At 71.9% G+C, this 18,922-nt stretch carries 23 protein-coding genes; 15 read left to right on the forward strand and 8 right to left on the reverse strand.

Going from position 1 to position 18,922, the window contains the following annotated elements; translation table 11 throughout:
- The first annotated feature begins 3 nt into the window (after positions 1-3).
- Positions 4-300, forward strand: coding sequence for a hypothetical protein (locus tag CUT44_RS14135; RefSeq protein ID WP_100202320.1), 297 nt, complete (start codon positions 4-6; stop codon positions 298-300).
- Positions 301-456: 156 nt separating this feature from the next.
- On the forward strand, positions 457-1,290 hold the full coding sequence (locus tag CUT44_RS14140; protein WP_100202321.1) for a hypothetical protein: 834 nt from the start codon (positions 457-459) through the stop codon (positions 1,288-1,290).
- 162 nt (positions 1,291-1,452) lie between these two features.
- Here CUT44_RS14140 and CUT44_RS14145 read toward each other — a convergent pair whose 3' ends face one another.
- The 7 genes from CUT44_RS14145 to CUT44_RS14175 all read right to left on the reverse strand — a co-directional run bounded on the left by CUT44_RS14145 (position 1,453) and on the right by CUT44_RS14175 (position 5,799).
- Positions 1,453-1,905: a protein kilB gene (locus tag CUT44_RS14145; RefSeq protein ID WP_100202322.1), complete on the reverse strand. Its 453-nt coding sequence runs from the start codon at positions 1,903-1,905 to the stop codon at positions 1,453-1,455.
- Positions 1,899-2,384, reverse strand: coding sequence for a hypothetical protein (locus CUT44_RS14150; RefSeq protein WP_100202323.1), 486 nt, complete (start codon positions 2,382-2,384; stop codon positions 1,899-1,901). Before CUT44_RS14150 ends, CUT44_RS14145 begins: the two co-directional genes overlap by 7 nt.
- 69 nt (positions 2,385-2,453) lie before the next feature.
- Positions 2,454-3,239: a hypothetical protein gene (locus CUT44_RS14155; protein WP_100202324.1), complete on the reverse strand. Its 786-nt coding sequence runs from the start codon at positions 3,237-3,239 to the stop codon at positions 2,454-2,456.
- 76 nt (positions 3,240-3,315) lie between these two features.
- Positions 3,316-3,921, reverse strand: coding sequence for a DUF4326 domain-containing protein (locus tag CUT44_RS14160; RefSeq protein ID WP_100202325.1), 606 nt, complete (start codon positions 3,919-3,921; stop codon positions 3,316-3,318).
- 23 nt (positions 3,922-3,944) lie between these two features.
- On the reverse strand, positions 3,945-4,904 hold the full coding sequence (locus tag CUT44_RS14165; RefSeq protein WP_100202326.1) for an ATP-binding protein: 960 nt from the start codon (positions 4,902-4,904) through the stop codon (positions 3,945-3,947).
- Positions 4,901-5,347, reverse strand: a complete 447-nt coding sequence (locus tag CUT44_RS14170) for a hypothetical protein (RefSeq protein WP_100202327.1) — start codon at positions 5,345-5,347, stop codon at positions 4,901-4,903. The genes CUT44_RS14165 and CUT44_RS14170 overlap by 4 nt, the downstream gene beginning before the upstream one ends.
- Positions 5,344-5,799 (reverse strand): EF-hand domain-containing protein, encoded by a 456-nt coding sequence (locus CUT44_RS14175; RefSeq protein WP_100202328.1) that lies wholly within the window; start codon positions 5,797-5,799, stop codon positions 5,344-5,346. The genes CUT44_RS14170 and CUT44_RS14175 overlap by 4 nt, the downstream gene beginning before the upstream one ends.
- 228 nt (positions 5,800-6,027) lie before the next feature.
- Between CUT44_RS14175 and CUT44_RS14180 the strand changes: the two genes are divergently transcribed.
- From CUT44_RS14180 to CUT44_RS14235, 13 genes are all read left to right on the forward strand, one after another.
- Positions 6,028-6,402 carry a hypothetical protein gene (locus CUT44_RS14180; RefSeq protein ID WP_146252227.1) on the forward strand — a complete coding sequence of 125 codons (375 nt, stop codon included), beginning with the start codon at positions 6,028-6,030 and terminating at the stop codon, positions 6,400-6,402.
- Positions 6,403-6,458: 56 nt separating this feature from the next.
- Complete coding sequence (locus CUT44_RS34515) at positions 6,459-6,581, forward strand: hypothetical protein (RefSeq protein WP_269846179.1); 123 nt, start codon at positions 6,459-6,461, stop codon at positions 6,579-6,581.
- Positions 6,582-6,585: 4 nt separating this feature from the next.
- A complete protein-coding gene (locus tag CUT44_RS14185) occupies positions 6,586-7,083 on the forward strand; it encodes a hypothetical protein (protein WP_100202330.1) in 498 nt (165 codons plus the stop codon).
- 5 nt (positions 7,084-7,088) lie between these two features.
- Positions 7,089-7,751: a hypothetical protein gene (locus CUT44_RS14190; protein WP_146252228.1), complete on the forward strand. Its 663-nt coding sequence runs from the start codon at positions 7,089-7,091 to the stop codon at positions 7,749-7,751.
- Complete coding sequence (locus tag CUT44_RS14195) at positions 7,748-8,389, forward strand: hypothetical protein (RefSeq protein WP_100202332.1); 642 nt, start codon at positions 7,748-7,750, stop codon at positions 8,387-8,389. The genes CUT44_RS14190 and CUT44_RS14195 overlap by 4 nt, the downstream gene beginning before the upstream one ends.
- A complete protein-coding gene (locus CUT44_RS14200; protein ID WP_100202333.1) occupies positions 8,386-8,769 on the forward strand; it encodes a hypothetical protein in 384 nt (127 codons plus the stop codon). Before CUT44_RS14195 ends, CUT44_RS14200 begins: the two co-directional genes overlap by 4 nt.
- A gap of 67 nt (positions 8,770-8,836) precedes the next feature.
- Positions 8,837-9,973 (forward strand): site-specific integrase, encoded by a 1,137-nt coding sequence (locus CUT44_RS14205; RefSeq protein ID WP_100202334.1) that lies wholly within the window; start codon positions 8,837-8,839, stop codon positions 9,971-9,973.
- A gap of 322 nt (positions 9,974-10,295) precedes the next feature.
- A complete protein-coding gene (locus CUT44_RS14210) occupies positions 10,296-11,348 on the forward strand; it encodes a hypothetical protein (protein WP_233221407.1) in 1,053 nt (350 codons plus the stop codon).
- Positions 11,349-11,645: 297 nt separating this feature from the next.
- The gene (locus tag CUT44_RS14215; RefSeq protein WP_100202336.1) at positions 11,646-13,160 is read left to right on the forward strand and encodes a 3'-5' exonuclease; all 1,515 of its coding nucleotides are present in this window, start codon (positions 11,646-11,648) and stop codon (positions 13,158-13,160) included.
- A 336-nt stretch (positions 13,161-13,496) separates the two neighbouring features.
- A complete protein-coding gene (locus CUT44_RS14220; protein ID WP_100202337.1) occupies positions 13,497-14,135 on the forward strand; it encodes a hypothetical protein in 639 nt (212 codons plus the stop codon).
- A 101-nt stretch (positions 14,136-14,236) separates the two neighbouring features.
- Positions 14,237-14,857, forward strand: a complete 621-nt coding sequence (locus CUT44_RS14225; protein WP_100202338.1) for a hypothetical protein — start codon at positions 14,237-14,239, stop codon at positions 14,855-14,857.
- 109 nt (positions 14,858-14,966) lie between these two features.
- A complete protein-coding gene (locus CUT44_RS14230) occupies positions 14,967-15,482 on the forward strand; it encodes a hypothetical protein (protein ID WP_100202339.1) in 516 nt (171 codons plus the stop codon).
- 110 nt (positions 15,483-15,592) lie between these two features.
- Entirely contained in the window at positions 15,593-18,151 is a 2,559-nt protein-coding gene (locus CUT44_RS14235) for a DEAD/DEAH box helicase (RefSeq protein WP_100202340.1), read from the forward strand.
- Here CUT44_RS14235 and CUT44_RS14240 read toward each other — a convergent pair.
- Positions 18,145-18,834 (reverse strand): class I SAM-dependent methyltransferase, encoded by a 690-nt coding sequence (locus CUT44_RS14240; RefSeq protein WP_100202341.1) that lies wholly within the window; start codon positions 18,832-18,834, stop codon positions 18,145-18,147. The genes CUT44_RS14235 and CUT44_RS14240 overlap by 7 nt on opposite strands.
- Between the last annotated feature and the right edge of the window lie 88 nt (positions 18,835-18,922).

An 18,922-nucleotide genomic window follows, 5' to 3' on the forward strand; every position in this document is an offset into this window, starting at 1 on the left:
CAGTTGAACCTGCACATCGACCCCGTGAACGGCCTGCTCGTCGCCGTCGGCTGCATCGTTGGGTACCTCGTGCACCGCCGCCCCACCAGAGGAGCGGCCTTGCAGACGCCGCAGCGACCGGACGGGGATTTTGTCGGCAGCGCCACCGCAGCACTGACCACGATCCTCATCCTCGCTTTCTTGTTCGGGCTTGGAAACGGCGAAGGCAACCATGTCCAGGACGTCAGCCCGCGCCCCGCGCCGACGGCCTACGAGACACCCACTGTCGAGCAGTCCCAGACTTCTCTCCCCGCTCCTTGAATCACTGGACTGCTGGTGGGCGCGGCGCCTCGACCGTCACGCCCGCCAGCAGTCCAAGACGGCATTTGCCCTGCTGTTCCATCCTGCCCGAAACTCGATACCGCCCTACCGCTGAAACTCACCTCTTAAGAGGTGAGTTTCAGTTAGAGTCGGGCTATGCCCACAGAAGCCATCGCCGTCACCCCCGAGCCCTCACCCGCCCTGTCACTGGAGGTCGTGCCCGATCCGCCCGCCGGATCCGTTGCTGAGATCGCCGCCGGGGTCACCGGCGCCCTGGTAGGGGCCTGGAACGCGATCCGCGCCCAGCACCCGGACGTTCCTGAAGCCGTTATCACCATGGCCACCGGCGGCCGGGAGAGTGCAAGGAAACTCGCCCACTTCGAACCCCGGCGGTGGCGCCTGCGTGAAGGCGACGACGTCCACCACGAGGTTTTCGTCACCGCTGAGTCACTCCAAGGCGGAGCGGAGGAAGTCTTCAGTCATCTGCTGCACGAGGCCGTGCACGCGGTCTGCGAAGCCCGCGGCGTCGACGACTGTTCGGCCAGCCAGTACCACAACAAAAAGTTCCGCGACGCGGCCGCCGAGCTGGGGCTCAGGCAGAAGGGCGACGTCAGCGCGTACTTCAAGAAGAAGTACGGCTTCGCCGGTACGGAGCCGACGGAGGAGACCGCCGCGGCGTATGCCGAGCAGGTCATGGCGCTGGACGAGGCGATTCGAGCCACTCGCGTGCCCTCCTTCTTCGCCACTCGCACCCGCGGGGATGGTGCCGGGGGAGGGGTGGCAGGCGACGACAACGCCGCCAGCGACTACGACGACCAGGACGAGGACGAAATCCCGACGGTGAAGGAGAAGGAGGACCGCAACTACGCCAAGGCAACTTGCGGCTGCACACCGCCCACCGTCATCCGGGTGTCACCGCGGACGCTGAGCCGGAAGAACATCATGTGTGCCGACTGCACCACCGTCTTCACGCGAGACGACACTGCCTGATTGGCAATTCTGGCCAGATAACCCGTGGGCCCCGGCGATCCCCTCGCAGAAGGGAAGTCGGGGCCCACGTTGTTATGCGGCTGTACCACTGTGGTGCACCGGGAACGGCGCCTACGGCATGACGTTCCCCTGTTCAGCGATCCGTAGTGAGGTCCGGGAGGCTCAGGCGAAGTGGCGCGCGGCGGCCGCGACGAACCGGTCCGCAGCGGTCACGGCGCCCTCGCGAAGGGTGTCGAGCGTCTGCTGGTCGGGGGCGCCGCGCAGTGCGAACACCGCGCGGGTCGCCTCCTCGGCGGCTGCGGCGAGCGACGGCACCAGGATCGACACCTGGACCCTCGGCGCCTCGATGGCGGACCGGGTGGCGTGCGACTCGGCGCAGGCCGCAGCCACGGCCTCCGGGTCGGCTCCGGACAGCCGGAGCCCTTCCCGTACAGCCATGGCGCGGAGGTGGCCGGCGACGGCGGAGGCGAAGGCAGTAACGGCCTCCAACTTCCGGTCGCGCCGGTAGTCGTCCCGGGCCTCGCTGCGGATGGTGCGGGCGGTGCGGTGCTGGATGAGCCCGGCGACGACCGCACCGAGCAGCGTGCCGACGACCGCGATGAGGGTGCTCAGCACGAGCCCTCCCCGGCGGGCGGCTGCGAGAGCACGGTGTCGCGGCGGGCGTCCCAGCCGACGCAGTGCGTCGTCTCCCGGCCGTCCTGGTCGTAGCGTACGGTGATGTCCCACACGGGCCAGACGCCGAGCGGGCGCGGGCCCCGCTCGATCGCGAGGACCTCGTACGCGCTCGCGGCGTCGCCGTGGTTGTACCGGCCGCCGACGACGCGGGGACCGACCTGGGTGGCGATCCACTCCTCCCAGGTCATCTCGAACCCCTCCTCGCGGTCGCCCAGCAGCTCAGCGGGCATCGCGCCGTCGCACTCGTTGCAGGTGCTGTATCCGGAGGGGTTCACGGTGCCGCAGGTCGCGCACGTCCACGACGGACGGCCGCAGTCGTGGCAGGCGTCGTACGTCGCCGGGTTGTCGCCCCCGCACGTGCAGCCCCACGCCGTGCGCGAGCGCTTCGCGGCCGCGAGGTCGGTCTCATAGGTACCCATAGGTCTCCTTCTCGTACGGGCCGGGGGTCCCGGCTCTGATCGTTGTCTATCTGGCCAGATAAATCGCGCCTACATGGCCCGCAGGCGGCGCGGGGAGCGGGCCGGGGGCGGGTTGCGCGGGTTGGGCCAGTCGTCGGCGGAGAGGCCGTACGAGGGCGGCTTCCAGCTCGCCGGGGCGTAGTGCCGGTAGACGTCCTCCCACGGCGCCTTGAAGTACGCGGGCAGGAGGCCGCCGCGGTTCGGGATCGGCTCGGGCGCCGCCGCGTTCTGCTCGCGGACCTGCTCGGCGACGCGCTCGGCGTGGTCGACGTGCCGCTTGCAGAACCAGTGCGCGAGCACCCAGCCGGTCCGCGGGTCCAGCTCCAGCACCCTGTGGTGGGAGTCGGCGCCGCAGATCTGCCGCTCGTTGCGGAAGTCGACCGGCGGGACGTAGCCCGGGCCGACGTGCACGACCGGGGCGGGCGGGCGCCGCAGCGGCACCGCGGCCGCCTCGTCCCCGCTTGTGGCGGGTCGGCGCGGCCGGTAGACGTACGGCCGCAGGCGCGGTGCCTCGCAGCCCGGAGCCTGCCCGGGGCCCCAGTCGGCGGCCGCGCGGGGCGGCTCGTAGCGGGGCGCGTCGTCGGCGACCAGGGCGTCGAACCGGGGGCGGCCGGTCGACGGGTTCCAGCCCAGGGCCCGGGCGGCGGTGTTCAGCACGCGCCCGGGGTCGCCGGGGGCGACGAACAGGGCGTAGGCCACGGCCAGCAGCAGCTCCCGCGCCGGCGGGGTGGCCCGACGGTCGCCGTAGATCCGGTGCACGGTCTGCGCGTACGTCTCCGCCCGGTCCAGCCGGGGCGGTTCGTCCGGCGCGCTCACTCCGGCTCCCCGTCGGCGGGCCGGGCGACGAACGGCAGTCGCGCGGCGCGCTCGGCGTCGCTCTCCTCGGGCGCGCTCACGCGAACACCTCCACCAGCCGGACCGTCACCGCGTCCTCGTGCAGCCGCTGCCGCTTCAGGTAGTGGTTCCAGGTGCGGTTGTCGCAGCGCTGCGGCACGCCGTCGCCCGGGTCGAAGTCGACCAGGCAGTCGAGGTGCACGTCGCGGGTCAGGACGGCGGCCAGGGCGTCGGCGTCGTACATCGGCTCCAGGCCGTGGAAGACGCGCTGCCGGTCGACCCGGACGCGGGTCGCAGCGGTGCGCACTTCCATGGCGAGCGGGGAGAGCGCGGCCCACTCCAGCAGCACGTCGCCGTGGCACGGCTCGCCGGGCTCGCACGGGCAGGCCAGGTCCATGCCGCGCAGCTCCGGCAGCCGGGTGAGGATCTTCTCCCGCCGCCGGTCGCTCTCGTCGGCGGTCCAGTTGGCGCGGCTTCCGCGCAGCCACGGACGGAACTCGGCGATCACCGTCGCGCGGGCCTCCGGCTCCTGGTAGCCGATGTCCACGAGCTGCGCGACGGTGAACGGGTTGCCGAAGTCGGACGTGCGGTCCACGATCATGCACCGCTCGGGCTTGCGCCAACCGCGGTTGCGGCGGCGCTGGATGCGGGTGCAGGTACGCATAGGATGCGATCCTTTCTTGCTGGTCAGAGGGCGGTCGGCCGCGCGTGGATCGGGATGTGGACCTCCCCGCCCCCGCAGTCGAAGTCAGACCACTGGTACTCGGGGTCGAGCCTCCATCCGTTGTCCGTCGCCGCGCGCACGGCCTCCCGGATCGCCTCGGATTTGCTGGCGTAGGAGTCCCCGAGAGCCACGGACGCGAGCGGCAGCGCAAGGTCGGAGGTGTAGGTGTCCACCGAGGCCACCCAGCCCCCGCACTCCAGGATCAGGAGGTGCGTTGCCACCAGCCCGGCGCGGGCGGCGAGTTCGAGGTACCGGGCGTGATCGGTCTGCATCACCAGCCCCTCGTACTCCGGAAAGTACCCGGCGAGGTCTCGGTGCGCGGTCTGGTCGCCTTCCTGCGCCTTCCGCAGTACGGCGACGGCATCCGCGATCCGCTCGGGGGCAAGGACATCGTTGGACACGGTGGCTCCTGTCGGGGCGGGTTCGATGTGGTGCACGGCGGTGAAGCCCTCCCGGAGCAGGGCGTCCGCGGTGGTCTCTCGCGTGAGGTCGTGCTGCCAGCGCAGCGTGTCGTCGGGGACGCGCCGGTTGGTCGGCCGCAGCCCGTTCCGGGTCAGGCAGGTGCCGAGGTCGGGCAGAAAGCGCAGGGCGACGACGGGGCGCCCGTGCCGGCGGGCCCGCTCCACGAGCTGCGCCCGCACGTGGGGCTCCACGTTCGTGCTGTCGAGGAAGACCGTCGCCCCGGCGCTCAGGTGCTGCTCCAGGAGGGCGTTCTGCCGCTCCACGGCGGCCGGGGTGACGGACTGGTCGCCCGCGTCCCCGCCGATCTCGCGCCGCAGGGAGTCGAGGCAGACCACGACGTCGACCGCCGCGGTGTCGGCGTACGTCGACTTGCCCGAGGCCCCGGGGCCGACCGCGACCAGCAGCGTGCCGGGCGCCAGGTCGAGGGCAGGGATGACCAGGAAGTCCGTGGGCGCCGTCATCCCTGCCTCCCGGTCATCCGTTCCACGGCGGCGGCGAGTTCACCGCGCTCGGCGGCCTCCTCCGCCTCGGTCAGCCGCCGCAGGGCGTCCGCGACGGTGGCCTTCGGGTCGACGCGCGCGGCCTCCGTGAGCAGCTGGTTCAGCGCCTCGTAGCCGGCGGTGTAGCCCTCGTGGTAGCGGCAGAGCTGGTCCGCGACCTCGCCGCAGGCCGGGCAGTCCTCCCAGTCGGCGGCGTCGTACGGCTCGATCTCCATGGGCACGTCACCGGTGGGAGGCAGCTCCAGCGCGGCGTGCGGCCGGGCCAGGCCGAGGACGCGCTGCGACCAGTCCTCGGGCAGCGCGCGTACCTGCATGGCGAGCGCGGCGGCCACGGCGGGCTGGTGCTCGATGAGGTGCTGCCACAGCGTGTCCGCCGTGGTCAGTGGGTCGGGCGATAACGTCATGTCGTCTCCTTCTGGACGGAGTTGGCGATGACCATGCGGGCGATGGCGGACCGGAAGACCGGCACGTTCTCGCGGCTCATCTCGTAGGCGATGGCCTTCTGCCACGAGGGGTTGTCCGGGTCGTACACCACGGTGATGGGCGCCGCGGTGCCCTCCGGCCACCAGCCCGCCTTCACCCCGCGCGGGATGGCGCGGGATAGGGCGACCGTCGGTCCGTTGAGCTTGCCGAGGACGCTGCGCAGCTGCTCGGCGTCGATGTAGCCGTCGCCGTCGACCACGACCATCTCGGCGAACCGGCGGGCGCCGGCGGGCAGCGAACGGAGGTAGCGTTCAGCCCGCTCGACCGTCCACTCGGTGTCCGCTGCGACGGTCAGCTCGTGGCGGTGCTCGGCGAGCAGATCGAGCAGTTTTCGCTCGAACTCCGGTGAGGCACCTTCAATGGTGATCTTCATTAGGCCTTCCGACAGATACTTGCCCGGTTCTCCGGGGCCTGCATGGCGAGTGTGGCCCGCTGAACCCCCTTCCGTCTAGACCCGGGAGAATTTGGCGAGATTTCTGCACTCGTTCGGGTGATGTGGTGGCACGGCGCGTATCACCTCGGATAATGTGCCATATCCGAGGCGATAAACCGGACATGACGCCAGGTCAGCGAACCGGTCCGCCGACCCGAAAGGAGTCGCATGCCCGTTCGACGCAGCGACGCGGTGCCGATCGCCACCCTCCACCGGTGGCAGAGCAACGGACAGCGGCAGCTCGCCGCCTTCCTCACGCACGGCGCGAAGACCGACCTCCCGCCCCTCATGTGGACGCTCGCCCAGACCGGCGCCCTCACCGGCGAGGCCGACGGTCTCGAATACACCCCGGAGGGACAGCGCGCCGCGGTCACGCAGTGGGCCGCCCACGTCGGCGCCATCGTGACCAGCCGGACGACCAGCGACGGCCGTGAGGAGCTGTACGCCGGGTGGAAGATCGGCAAGGGCATGGAAGAGGTCGGCGGCTGCTTCCGCGCCACCATCTTCCTGGACGACGAGGCCCCGCAGCCGGGGAACCGGTGAACGCGCCGGCGGCGGAGGCAACTTCTCTGTGCCCGGGGCAGCTTGAACTGTTCCGCGTGCGGACCCGCCCGCACCTCACCATCGACTACGCCCGCCCCGACGGCGGCCCGCTCACCGGCGCCGACTTCGAGCACCTTGCCCGGATCGCCCGGGCCGCCACCACACGAAAGGGTGACTGACCGCATGCCGTTGTCCGTACCGCTCCTCCTCGTACCGGGAGAGCCGGACCGCCACTACACCGTCCATCTGCACCGCGTGCGCTCGGACGCCGACGCCGGGCCGCTCACCGCGTACCACCTCACGGAGCTGGAGGTGAAGGCCCAGCAGGGCCTGCGGATGGTCTCCGAGTGCATCGCCGCCGAGCTGGAGGCCGCCGACGTCGAGGTCACCGAGCACCCCGACGGCTCCGCCGAGGCCGTGGCCCGCGTGCTGTGCACCGAGGACGACTGCGCCGCCGTCGCCGAGCGCTACCGCCGCGACACCGACGAGGACGTCGAGGCGGAGGCTGCCCGGAAGTGGGCCGCCACCCAGCTCCAGGACCAGACCGTGGAACTCCTCCAACTCCGCGCCGAGCTGGAGAAGACCACCCCCGGCAAGACAGCCACGGACATGCTCGCCGTCCTGCTGGCTGTCCAGCAGGAGCGCACCGGCGGCCAGGGCGACCGCGCGGACGGGAAGTGACCGCCATGATGCTCACCTCCGTCACCCTGCCCGACGGCACCGCCGCCGTGGTGCACACCGCCACTCTCGGGTGGGGCGAAGACCTCATCGAGGAGCGCGGACTGCCCGCCCTCTACCGGATCGTGCTGGACGAGCTGAACGAGGCCGCTACCTGCACGGCCGTACGGGAGCACGACGGCGGTGTGCTGGTGGAGTCGCTGCACGGCGGACCGGGTGTGCTCGCGTACGCGCTGGCCCTGTGCACCGCCCCGGAGTGCCGCGCGGCCGCCGAATCCTACGAGAAGGAGATCGGCGGCCCGCACCCGGGCATGGACTTCGAGCGTGCCTGGGCCAGCAAGCAGGCCGTCGGCGACCAGGACGACCAGGAGATGCTCCAGGAGTACCTGTCCGCCGAGATTCAGGACGTCAACCTCCACTGGCTCCAGCAGACTGACCCCGACGCGGCCCGGATCTTCCGGCCCGGCTGTTTCACCGACAGTCTGCTCGACCTCGCCCACCCGGTGCACGGCCACGCCGCATTCGACCTGGGGCGGGCCCTGGAGCAGTACGCGGCCGCCAAGCGCGACGAGGGCCGAATGGACCGCTACGGCGCCCTGTTCGCCGGGACCGCCGACTACCAGTGGGACGCCTTCCTCCCCGCCGGCGCGACGACGGAGGCCGCCCGATGAGCAGTTCCGACGCCATCGCCGCCCACCTGGAGTGGCAGCCGTTCGCCCACCGGGCGGACTGCGCCAAGCCCGTCTGGGAGGTCGACCAGCAGAACGAGAACGACAAGCGGCGCCTGCGCCGGGCGGGGCCGGAGCACTCCTGCCCCAACGAGGAGTGCGGCCACCGCGGCCACTACGACCGGATTACCCTGCGGGTGCTGTGCCGGTCCTGCGGCACGGTCCACCTGATCAGCGGTGAGGAGTACACCACCCAAACGACCACCACGGTGCGCACCGGGTACGGGCAGCCTCCGAAGCGGGTGGCCGGGCTGTGGCTCTACCCCGGCCCGCCCATGCTCGACCTGCGGGGGTACGACTCGCCCGGCGCCTACCTCTGCTCCCGCCAGAAGGTCGACCGGCTGTCGGAGGCCGACATCGTCGGTGTCGTCACCGAGGGCCGGGGCAAGCGCGGCGGCACGGTCTGGCACGCGGCCGTCGGGCCCGACTTCTTCCCGCCCTCCCGTGGCTTCTCGGGCTACGCGACGTGGGCGAAGAACAGCGGCGAGAAGCCGTTCACGTCCGTCGCCGCGGCGGCGAAGTGGGTGGCGGCGGAGCTGGACGCGGCCGCCGCCGAGACCAAGGAGGACCAGGAGCAGTGAGCGCCACCGAGCAGGTCGACGGCGCGGCCGTCGTCGCCACGTACTTCGAGGACCAGATCACGGAGGCGGAGAAGGAGGTCGAGGCGGCCCGAGCGGCGCTCGCCGCGGCTGAAGCCAAGGTCGAGCAGCGGCAGGCCGAGCGGGACACGTTCGTCCGGGACGGCTCGCTGCCCCCGGCCGCGTACAACAGCTCCACCGGCCAGCCGGAGTGGGCTCTGTGCCAGTGGGCGCAGAACCGCATCGCCCACGTGGCCTTCGAGGACCTGTACGCCGATGACAGCGCCGTCTACAACCGGCTGCGCGCCGAGGAGAGCGCGGCCCATGAGTGGCTGCGAGAGAACGGCCACACCGTCCCCGAACCGTTCGGAAGGAAGGCATGAAGGAGGAGCGCACCGAGTCGATCGCGGCTGCCGCAGGGCAGCGGGCCGCCGAAGCGGAGGCTACGGAATGACTGCTGTTGAGGAGGCGTACGGGACCGCGCTGGAGCCGGTGGAGGTGGTCGACGCCGAGCTGGTGGAGGACGACGCCTCCGGCGCCGACGCGGTCGCCGTGCCCGATCCGGTGGCAGCCGTCCTGGCGGCCCTGGACACGGACGCCAAGGCTCACCTGGACGACATCCGGCCGAAGAAGACTAAGGACGGTTACGCGCGGGACTGGGAGATCTGGGGGGAGTTTCACGACTGGCTCGCTGAGCGGACCGGCACCCGCCTGCCGCTCAGCAAGGTCACCGTGGGCACCTTCGTGTCGTTCGTGACGTACCTGGACCAGGTGGTCGAGGCGCCGCCGAACACGATCGAGCGCAGGATCACGGGCGTCACCTCGGAGGCCCGCAGGTTCGGCTACAGCGTGCCCAAGGAGGCCACCGAGGCGGCCCGCCGGGCGCTGAAACCGCTCAAGCTGGACGAGAAGCGGATGAAGCGCGGTCGCGGCAAGGCGGCCGCCGTCACCCCGGCGGATCTGCGGAAGATGGCCAACGCTCCGCGCGAGCGCCAGCCGCAGCCGACCGCCCGGCGCCGCCGCGTCTTCCATGTGTCGGAGCTGGCCCGGCTGCGGGACCAGGCCCTGCACGCCTTGAAGTTCGCCGTGGCCGGGCGCAACGAGGAGATGTCCATCATGGACGACGTGCACGTTCGGCCCGTGGAGGAGGGGCTGATGGTGCACGTGCCCAGTGTGAAGGGCCGCCCGGCCCGGGACGTGCCTGTCACTTACGGAGAGGACCGTGCCACCTGTCCGGTGCGCTGCTGGCAGGCGTGGCAGGAGGCCAAGCTGGCCGCTGGTGCCGAACCCGGCGGCCCAGCGTTCCTGCCGGTCGACCAGTGGGGCCACCTGGGCACCGCGCGGCTGTCGCCCGACGGCGTCGGCCGCGCGCTCGCCCGCAGCGCGCAGTACGCGGGTCTGACCGGGCGCCGGATCACCGGCCACTCCGCCCGGCGCGGGCTGGTCACCACCGGCCGCAAGAAGGGCAAGCGCGTCGAGAAGCTGCGCCGTCAGGGCGGCTGGTCCGCCAACAGCCCGGTGTTCTGGGAGTACGTGGACGAGGGCGAGGCCTTCGAAGACGCCCCGACCGAGGGCATCGGCCTTTGATCGAGACGGTCACTCACGGCGGTGGCCGACGGGATTCCCGTCGGCCACCGCCGTTTCGGGTGGCTCTTGGTGCGTTCTCAGCGCCGCTGTCAGCCCCGGCCGCTACCGTGTTGAGCACGGCCCGCGCACGGGCCCAAGCCCGCCTCAGCCCATGACTGGGAGCACTGAGGCGAAGGTGCCAGGACTTCGATCCCAGCGCATCAGTGCGTACCGCACCACCTCGCCGCCCGGCGGCGAGCACCGAATGCCCGCGCAGCTTCACGTTCTCGCTCGCGTGCATCGGGTCATGGGTAACCGCTGCACGCTCCAGAGGAGAACTGCTGTGGTCAAGGGACATGGGAAGAAGCAGCGCGCCAAGAAGAGGGCCGCGCGCACCGGAGCCTCCCACGCATCGGCGGCCGCCGGCACCACACACAACCACCCCACGCCCGACACGGACCTCTTCACCGGGATGCTTCCGCACGTCGACGGCTGGGAAGCCAATCACGACCTGGCCACCCGGCTGGTCAGCGCTGCCTGGGCCGGGTGCCACCCCTGCCAGGCCTCGCTGTCGAGGAAGGTCCTGGCGGACCGGGCCACGCTCGCCGGTCTGGCGGGCGCCTGCTACCTGAACCCGCTGGGGGCCGGTGTCCAGCACTCGGCTGCGGTCAGCCCTGTCACCCGCGCGTGGGCCGCGAAAGCGCACGGCAAGGCGTTCTCCGCGGACGCCGAAGCGGCGTTGCGGGCCGTCGCCGAGATGAGCGAGGACGAGGCCAAAGAGCTGCTGGAGGACACGCTCGACCACTGGGCAGGGGTGTCTCTGGCAGCGCTCGGGCTGGGGGACCGCCTCACCGACGCCCCGCCGAGCCAGCCGCCGGGCGAGGCGATGGACCGCTTCCGCGAAGCCGGAATCAACGTCATCACACTCGACGACCTGGACCTCGAACTGCCCGACGACATCGACGGCGTGGCGCACTACTCGGTGCTGCTGGCCCGCACTGTGCTGCCGGACGGGCGGCCGTTCCCCATGCTGAGCCTGGAGTGCGAGACGGCCGGGGCCGGGATCGAGGACCTGCGCCGCCGCACCGACTGGCAGAGCTGGGACGGGCGCAAGATGCCCGCGCTGGACATCACCTGGCGGGTACGCGCGGACATCGCGACCCGCTCGCTGCGCTGCCTGGCTCAGGTCGACACCGAGGGCTGGGACATCGAGCCCCGCCTGTGGGACGCCAACGAGACCGTGTCCCTGCCCGAGCACTGGTGGGATCTGCTCGACCGCGCCCAGCACGTCCTGGTGGCCGGACCACTCAAGGGCGCACCTGACGAGAGCGGGCTGACCCGGGCGGCGGACTCCGGCGAGCTGCTGGCCGTCATCGCCCGCGTGTCCTTCTCCTGACCCTCCCCCACCCGTCCAGCCGAGGCAGACACGGCCCCGGTGCCGTCCGGCGCGCACGCACCTGCACCACGGGAGCGCTGTCCGCGCCGGGCGGTGCCGGGGGAGCGGGGGTCTGGGGGCCGGCGAAGGCCCCCAGCGCCCACCGGCCCCGGCACCCGACTCTTTGACGAGCAGACAGGAGGATCCCTTGACCCACCCCGACGAGGACGAGGTGAACCTCGCCCAGATCGCCCGTACGGCCGTCGCCAACTGGCGCCGGGCCCTTCCCGCCACGACCGAGACGACGGAGGTACAGGCATGACGGACGCCGCGATCGAGACCCCGCAGACTACGGCCCCGACTTCCCGGCAGGAGCCGCCCCTGCCCGAGGCTCTGGGCGCCCGGCGGATCGCGCTTCTGCTGGCTGAGCACACCGGCGAACAGGTCACCGCCGCCGATGTCGAGGAGCTGGTCGACCAGGAGCACCTCGTCGCGATCGACTCCTACAAGGGCTGGCCGATGTACTCGACCGCGGCCGCGCTCGACCTCGGCGCCGACCTGGTGCGGTCGGTGGTCGCCGAACGAGTGGCGTGGGAGGCGGCGAGCCTGCCCCGCGACGCCGCGGCGGAGCGAATCGGCTGGCACTGGAGCGACCTGGACCGCATGGGACGGGAGGGCCGCATCACCACCGGGCGCGGCGGGCGGTACCTGATCGCCGACCTGGACAAGCTCACCGAGGAAGCCGACGGCGAGCAGTACGTCACCGCGCAGGTCGCAGCCACGGACGTGCTGGAGATCCGGGCGAGTGACTGGAGGTACGTCGAGGCCGCCGGGTGGATTCGGCCGGCGGACGTCTACGAGAAGGAGGTGGGACGGCACCGCACGGTCACTGTCTCCCTCTACCGGCTTGGTGACGTCCGCGCGCTGCGGGACCTGCCCGGCGTCGACTGGGAGGCAGTCCGGGGCCTGCCGAAGGGGGCACCGTCCCCGCTGCGTGAGTACGCCAGGTTGGCCCCGACCCGGGCGGCCGCCGTCCGCGGCTTCGCTCAGGGTCTCGCCGACCGGCACGGCGTGACCGTCTGGGCTTGGAACAGCCCGTACTCCGGCCGCTGGGAGCTGGACTGGGAACGGACGGAGGACACACCCACCGAGGCCACCGTGCGCCGGGAGCTGGCCAAGGACCCGGTGGTGGGCGCCTACGCGGGCGAAATCCAGCTGTGTCCGGAGTGGGGCAAGATCGCTCGGGAGGCCCGGCAGTTGTTGGAACCGGGCCGCGCGGTCGTGCTCGATACCGAGACGACCGACCTGTACGGCCGCACCGTCGAAATCGCCGTGATCGACGCGGCCACCGGTAAGAAGCTGATGGACACCCTGGTCAACCCCGGGGACACCGAGATCAGCGACGGGGCCCGCTGGGTGCACGGCATCACGAGCGAGATGGTCGCCGATGCCCGTCCGTTCGAGAAGGTGCTCCCCCGGCTCCGCAAGGTCACCAGGGGGCGGACGATCCTCGCCTACAACGCCGAGTTCGACCGGGCCGTGGTCCTGGGCGACGTCGCCCGGGTTGGGAAGAAGCCGATGCACCTGGAGCCCTGGGGCAACTGGTACTGCCTGATGCAGGCGTACGCGGACTGGATCGGCTCCCGCCGCTGGCTCCGGCTCGGTGGCAGTCACCGCGCCGCCGGCGACTGCGAGTCGGCTCGGCAGGTACTGATCAAGATGGCGCAGGGCCGGGGCACGGCGTTCACCCCGGCGCCGCCCGTACCGGGTGACCCGGTCAGCGAGCCGCCGTCGGGGACGGTCCTAGCCGCGACCGCCGTGCCGACCGCCTGACACACCGCGCGTCCGCCACGAAAGCCGGGCCCATCCTCCTCGTACGCGACACGAGAAGGATGGGCCCGGCGTGTCCTCAAACCAACAAGGGACGGAAGAGACTATCCCGGCCCCGGGACTGGTAGGGGCATACGCGGGGTGGCTTGGGAGTCGGCGCTGGTTGCGGCTCGGTGGCGGGCACCGAGCCGCTGGCGGCTGTGAGGCCGCCCGGGAAGTGTTGATCAAGATGTCCGAGAGGTGGGGCAGCGCCTCCACCTCTCGGACGTCCGGCAGACATGGCGGCCGCCGCGTCCACCGGACGCGGCCCGACCGCGCGCCGGGGGCTACGGTTCACCGATGACTGCCGCCGTATTCCTTGCCGCAGCCTCTCCGGCAGCGGCCCCTGCCTGGGTTTCCTACGTCGGACTGGCGGTCGCCGGCCTGTCCGCGCTGGGGGTTGTCTCCAACTTCCTTTCGACTCACCACCGCGAACAGCGCAAGCAGCGCGAACGCTATGCGGAACACATCTCCGCCTGGACCGGGCCCCGCGTCCCCGAGGTAGCGCGCCCCGGCAAGGAGGACAGCGCGGAGTCCTGGGGGCACCGGTTCCGCACCATCATCGTGAACAACGGCTCGGAGCAGCCCGTCTACAACACCGTCGTAGCCGTCCCGACGCCGGAGGCGGAACTCCTTCCCGAGGAGGAACCGCTGCTGTACTGCGCTGTCGGGCTGATCCCGCCGGGAGAGAAGATCGAGGTGGACATTGGGGAGGCTGGTCAGTTCTGTCCCCAGTTCGCCGCACCGTTGCAGGTGTATTTCACCGACGCCCAGCGAATCCCGTGGTACCGCGACGAGGACGGGAAGTTGCACCGTAACCGCGCCAGGCCAGACGACGAAAGCCTGGGTGCAGGGGAGGGAACAGGGTTCGGCCGGAGGGTGAAACGCCTGACCCGCTGGCGCCGCACCCACGGCGCCACCCTGCCTCGAACTCAATAGACAGCTGTCCCACAACTGTGAGACAGTTAGGTGTCCGCACGGAAGCGGCCGGTCGGAGAAGCGACCTCCGACCGGCCTGCGCCCACAGGGAGGAGACCCCCATGAGCGTCACCACCGTACAGGTGATCCCCTGTACCAGCAGCGACGAGCTGTACCGCCGCTATCCCAGCCAGGGCGAGGCCCAGCCGGTGTACCTCCAGCTCGGGCTGGAGGACGGCATCCTGCACGCCAGCTACGACGCGCTGATCGGCAACGGCGCACCGCCGGAGGTGTTCCATGGCCGGGAGCGCCGCTACTACCTGCCGACCGTCCTCACCGGCGACGGCGCGAACAAGCTGATGCACGAGCTCGCGCCCCTGGCCCAGCGCGTGGTCGACGGCGGCGAGGTGCGGTGGAACGGAAACAACTTCGTCGGCGTGCTGAACGAGGACGCCCGGGCCGCCGAGGACGAGATCCAGGAGCAGATCGGCGCCATCGAGACCGCGGCCGAGTGCAACGAGGACGTGCTGCCGGTGTGGGACGTCGACGGCGTGTGCGGCGGCGACGAGGTCGAGGAGCACGGCATCACCGCCGCCACCACCGACGAGGAGCTGGAGGAGATCGCGGCCAGGATCCTCAAGGACCACCGCGAGGGCATGAAGCAGCCCTGCGCGATCGTCGACGGCCTGGAGGAGTACCTGCGCGACCTGCGCGACCAGCTCGCCGAGTCCGAGAACGACTGACCGGCTCCCGCTCTCGCCCGGGAGGGGGCCGTTCCCGCGCCGTCTGGAGCGGCCCCCTCCCGGCCTTCTCCCTCCCATTTCCATCTCTGCATCCGACTGGAGCCGTGCCGTGCCCTCCCCGAAGATCGACTTCCGCGCCGTGCCCCCGCTCGACAGGCTGATCGAGCAGCGCCGGGACTTCCCCGACACCCGCAACGCCCCCCTGGCCAGCGCCCCGGACGAGCCCTACCAGGAGGCCCGGCCCGGCGCCGTGGCCGCCCGCGACCTGTACGCCTACTACCAGCTCACCACCGCCGAGCTGGAGGACGCCGCCCGCGAGCTGACCCACGACCAGGTGCTGGCCATCATGGAGGCCCTCCACGGCATCAGCCTGGATGTCACCTGGCTGACCAGCGCCCCAGCCCTGCTGTCCGAGGAGATCGCCGACGGCTACGGCGACGACGAAGACGGGCCGGACAAGGAGCGGCAGGACCTGGCGGACACGGTCGCCGCCTGGCCGCGGCTGCGGGCCCTGGCCGTGGTGGAAGCGGCCGTCGCCGCCCGCACCCGGATGCGCGGCGGCCAGAACCTGGACGCCGCACTGGCCGCGGTCGGCCTGCTGCGCACCCGGAAGCACAAGGCCTGACTTCCTTGCCCGTCCGACGGCCGGGGCATCCGAAGTCGGCTGCCCCGGCCGTCTCCCGTCTCCGCCTCCCCGGCACAGGCCGGGAGCCCGCCCCGTACGAAGGAGTGCAGATGCCGCGCCATGCTCAGCCAGCCGGACGGACCGCCGCGGTTCCCCCGCCGCGCTCGGGGCCGGGCGAGCTGGCCCTGCGGCCCTACCAGGTCGAGGCTGTGGACCGGATTACCGAAGGCCTCGCCGATGGCGGCCGCGGGCAGCTGCACGCCGCCTGCGGAGCGGGCAAGACGCTCATCAGCGTGCTGGCGGGGCGGCGCCTGGTCCCGGCCGGCGGGCTGGTGGTGGTGCTGGTGCCGTCCCTGACGCTGGTTGCGCAGACCCTTGACGCATGGCGCGGTCACGGGCAGGCGGCGGCGCTGCTGGCGGTGTGCAGCGACGACACCCTCGCCGACGCCCCGACCCGCACCGCCGACCTGGGGGTGGAGGTGTCCACCGACCCGGCGCGGATCGGCGCGTGGCTGACCGCCCAGGGCGCCGGGCGCCGGGTTGTGGTGGGCACCTACCAGTCGGCCGGGCGTCTGGCCCAGGCGCTGCGCGCAAGCGAGCTGGCCGCGGACCTGGCCGTCATGGACGAGGCCCACCGTCTGGCCGGGCGGCCGGACTTCACCACCCGCCGGGTGCTGGAGGACGCCTACCTGCCCGCCCGCCGGCGGCTGTTCATGACCGCCACCCCCCGCATCGACGACGTGCGCACCGAGACCGTCGGCGCGCTGTCCATGGACGACGCCGTGGTGTACGGACCGGTGCTGTACCACTACCCGTGGGCGCGGGCGATCTCCGAGGGCTACCTGGAGGACTACCGCATCGTGGTGATGGGCGCCACCGAGGCCCAGGCGATGGAACTGCTGCGGGACGAGGAGCACCACTACACCGACCGGCCCGGCGCCCCGGACCTGCGGATGCTGGCCGCCCAGGCGGTCATCACCCAGGCCGCCCAGCGCTACGGGCTGCGCCGCATCCTGGCCTTCTGCCCCCGCCTGGCGGCGGCCCGGGAGTTCGCCGCCACCCTGCCGGGCACGGTGCGCCGTCTCCCGCCCGTCTCCCGCCCCGAGGGCGAGCTGTACGCGGGCCGGATCGAAGGAGCGATGAGCGACCGGCAGCGGCAGGTCGAGCTGGACCGGCTGCGCCAGCCACCGGGGCAGTGGACCGTCCTGGCCAACGTGCGCTGCCTCTCGGAAGGCGTGGACATCCCCGCCGTCGACGCGGTCGCCTTCGTCCACCCCAAGCGCTCTCAGGTCGACATCGTCCAGGCCGTCGGCCGGGCCCTGCGCCGTTCACCCGGCGGCACCGGCACCGCCACCATCATCGTGCCCATCGTGATCCCCGACTCCGCCGAAGAGGTCGGCGACCTCGACCCCGGCGAGTACGCCACGCTGTGGCGGGTGGTGCGCGCCCTGCGCGCCCACGACGAGACCCTCGGGATCGAACTGGACGACCAGCGCTCCCACGGCCACACCAGCAACCCCCAGCTTCCATCGAAGATCACCGTGGAGTTGCCGCCGGGCACCAGCGCCCGCGTCCTGGCCTCGCTGACAGCCCTCACCGTCCGGCAGGCGACGTCCCCGTGGTGGACCGGCTACGGCCACGCCCGCACCTACTACCAGCAGCACGGCCACCTCAACGTCCCCTTCGAGCACACCATCGCGGACGGAGACTTCCGGCTGGGCCAGTGGATCGTCAACGCCCGCCAGCAACGCCGCAAGGGCTGGCTGAGCCCGGACCGGATCGACGCCCTGAACAAGATCGGCATGATCTGGGAGACCAGAGCCCGCCCCTGGAAGGCCTTCCTGGACGAACTGGCCGCCTTCCGCGAAAGGTTCGGCCACACCCTCGTGCCGCAGGACTACACCGCCCCCAGCGGCTACCGGCTCGGCTCGAAGGTGAACGCCACCCGCTCCCGGTCTCACCAGGTGCCCGAGTACGTCCGCCGGGCCCTGGACGACCTCGGCATGGTGTGGAACATCCGCGAGCTGCGCTGGCAGCAGCTCTACACCGCCTGCTGCCACTACCGGCAGGCCCACGGCCACCTGGACGTGCCCGTCGGCTACATCACGCCCGACGGCTACCGGCTCGGCGCCGCCCTCAAGCGCCGCCGCCGGGCCTGGCGGCATGGCCGCCTCGACCCGGCCGAACAGGCCTCCCTGGAGGAACTGGGAATGGTCTTCTCCGAGGACACGGCCGCCTGGAACGCGCTGCTGGCCGCCTGCGACCGCTACGTCGCCGAACACGGCAGCCTCGCCGGCATCCGCAAGGACTACACCGGCCCCGACGGCTACCAGCTCGGCGCCCGCATCTCCTACTACCGCACCCTGCACAACGGGACCAAAGGCGCTTCCAGGCTGCCCGCAGCCCGCAAGGCCGCCCTCGATGAGCGCGGCATGGTCTGGCGCGTCGCCCCCGCCCGCGACATCACCCCCGGCGAGACCCGCACCCTCCAGGCCCTGACCGGCACCGACCGGGCCCGCGAGATCGTGCGCCTGATCGACGAGCACGGCGTCACCCAGTCCAGCATCGCCGACGCCCTGGACACCCACCGCTCCTACCTCAACACCAAGCTCAAGCAGTACCGGAACACCGGCTGCTGGGCCGAACGGCCGCGGCGCCCCGCTCAGTGAGAACGGCGCGAGGAAGGGCGGCTGGCAGGGGCGGTGAGCAGGGTCCACTGGCCGTGCCCGGCTCGCCCGCAGGCTATCCCCCAGTCCGTACCGAGCCGCTGGTGCAGCTGCCGGGGGGCGACGTACAGCGGGGTGCCGGGCCCGAAAGCGGTGCACCACAGCACCTGTCCGCCGGGAGCGATGACGCGCTGCACCTCGGGCGGATGGAAAACGCCGTTGAGGGCGACAATCAGGGGGACGGTGTGATCCGCGTAGGGCAGGGCCCGCACATCGGCGGTGCGCCACCGTACGCCGGGCAGGTCGTCGCAGTGGGCGAGCATGCCCGCGTGGAGGTCGGTGGCGACCACGACGGGCACCGCCGCAGCCAGCGCCGCGGTGGCCTCGCCGGTGCCGCAGCACAGCTCCAGCGCCCAGGGGGCCGGGCGGGCGCGGGCCAGCCCGGCGCGCACCGGCCAGTCGTATCCGTGCTGGGCGCTGGACCATTCCCTCCAGGTGGGTGCCTGCTCGGCGTAGGTGGCGGCCAGGGTGCGCCAGGCGTCGGCGTCCTTCGGGGAGGCCAGGATGCGCTGCTGGGCCAGGCGGCTGGAGTGCGCCGCGGCGTCCAGGTCGGGGGCCTGGTCGGCGGGCAGCACCGTGTCAATGTCGCCGGGGGCGGGGCCGGCGGAGGAGGTGGAGGGAGGCATGGCAGTGCTCTCCTGATAGGCGTGGTCGGAAGGGTGGAGGCGGGAGACTGCGCGGGCCGGATGGCAGGAAGGCGGCCCGCGGCGGAAG

Origin of the sequence: Streptomyces carminius (genome assembly GCF_002794255.1) — a bacterium.
Classification (GTDB): domain Bacteria; phylum Actinomycetota; class Actinomycetes; order Streptomycetales; family Streptomycetaceae; genus Streptomyces; species Streptomyces carminius.

What these genes read in the sequence shown, in the direction of transcription:
- CUT44_RS14140 (WP_100202321.1), top strand. Translation starts at nt 457, where the DNA reads ATGCCCACAGAAGCCATCGCCGTCACCCCCGAGCCCTCACCCGCCCTG.
- CUT44_RS14150 (WP_100202323.1), bottom strand. Translation starts at nt 2,384, where the DNA reads ATGGGTACCTATGAGACCGACCTCGCGGCCGCGAAGCGCTCGCGCACG.
- CUT44_RS14160 (WP_100202325.1), bottom strand. Translation starts at nt 3,921, where the DNA reads ATGCGTACCTGCACCCGCATCCAGCGCCGCCGCAACCGCGGTTGGCGC.
- CUT44_RS14165 (WP_100202326.1), bottom strand. Translation starts at nt 4,904, where the DNA reads ATGACGGCGCCCACGGACTTCCTGGTCATCCCTGCCCTCGACCTGGCG.
- CUT44_RS14170 (WP_100202327.1), bottom strand. Translation starts at nt 5,347, where the DNA reads ATGACGTTATCGCCCGACCCACTGACCACGGCGGACACGCTGTGGCAG.
- CUT44_RS14175 (WP_100202328.1), bottom strand. Translation starts at nt 5,799, where the DNA reads ATGAAGATCACCATTGAAGGTGCCTCACCGGAGTTCGAGCGAAAACTG.
- CUT44_RS14180 (WP_146252227.1), top strand. Translation starts at nt 6,028, where the DNA reads ATGCCCGTTCGACGCAGCGACGCGGTGCCGATCGCCACCCTCCACCGG.
- CUT44_RS14185 (WP_100202330.1), top strand. Translation starts at nt 6,586, where the DNA reads ATGCCGTTGTCCGTACCGCTCCTCCTCGTACCGGGAGAGCCGGACCGC.
- CUT44_RS14190 (WP_146252228.1), top strand. Translation starts at nt 7,089, where the DNA reads ATGATGCTCACCTCCGTCACCCTGCCCGACGGCACCGCCGCCGTGGTG.
- CUT44_RS14195 (WP_100202332.1), top strand. Translation starts at nt 7,748, where the DNA reads ATGAGCAGTTCCGACGCCATCGCCGCCCACCTGGAGTGGCAGCCGTTC.
- CUT44_RS14205 (WP_100202334.1), top strand. Translation starts at nt 8,837, where the DNA reads ATGACTGCTGTTGAGGAGGCGTACGGGACCGCGCTGGAGCCGGTGGAG.
- CUT44_RS14215 (WP_100202336.1), top strand. Translation starts at nt 11,646, where the DNA reads ATGACGGACGCCGCGATCGAGACCCCGCAGACTACGGCCCCGACTTCC.
- CUT44_RS14220 (WP_100202337.1), top strand. Translation starts at nt 13,497, where the DNA reads ATGACTGCCGCCGTATTCCTTGCCGCAGCCTCTCCGGCAGCGGCCCCT.
- CUT44_RS14225 (WP_100202338.1), top strand. Translation starts at nt 14,237, where the DNA reads ATGAGCGTCACCACCGTACAGGTGATCCCCTGTACCAGCAGCGACGAG.
- CUT44_RS14235 (WP_100202340.1), top strand. Translation starts at nt 15,593, where the DNA reads ATGCCGCGCCATGCTCAGCCAGCCGGACGGACCGCCGCGGTTCCCCCG.
- CUT44_RS14240 (WP_100202341.1), bottom strand. Translation starts at nt 18,834, where the DNA reads ATGCCTCCCTCCACCTCCTCCGCCGGCCCCGCCCCCGGCGACATTGAC.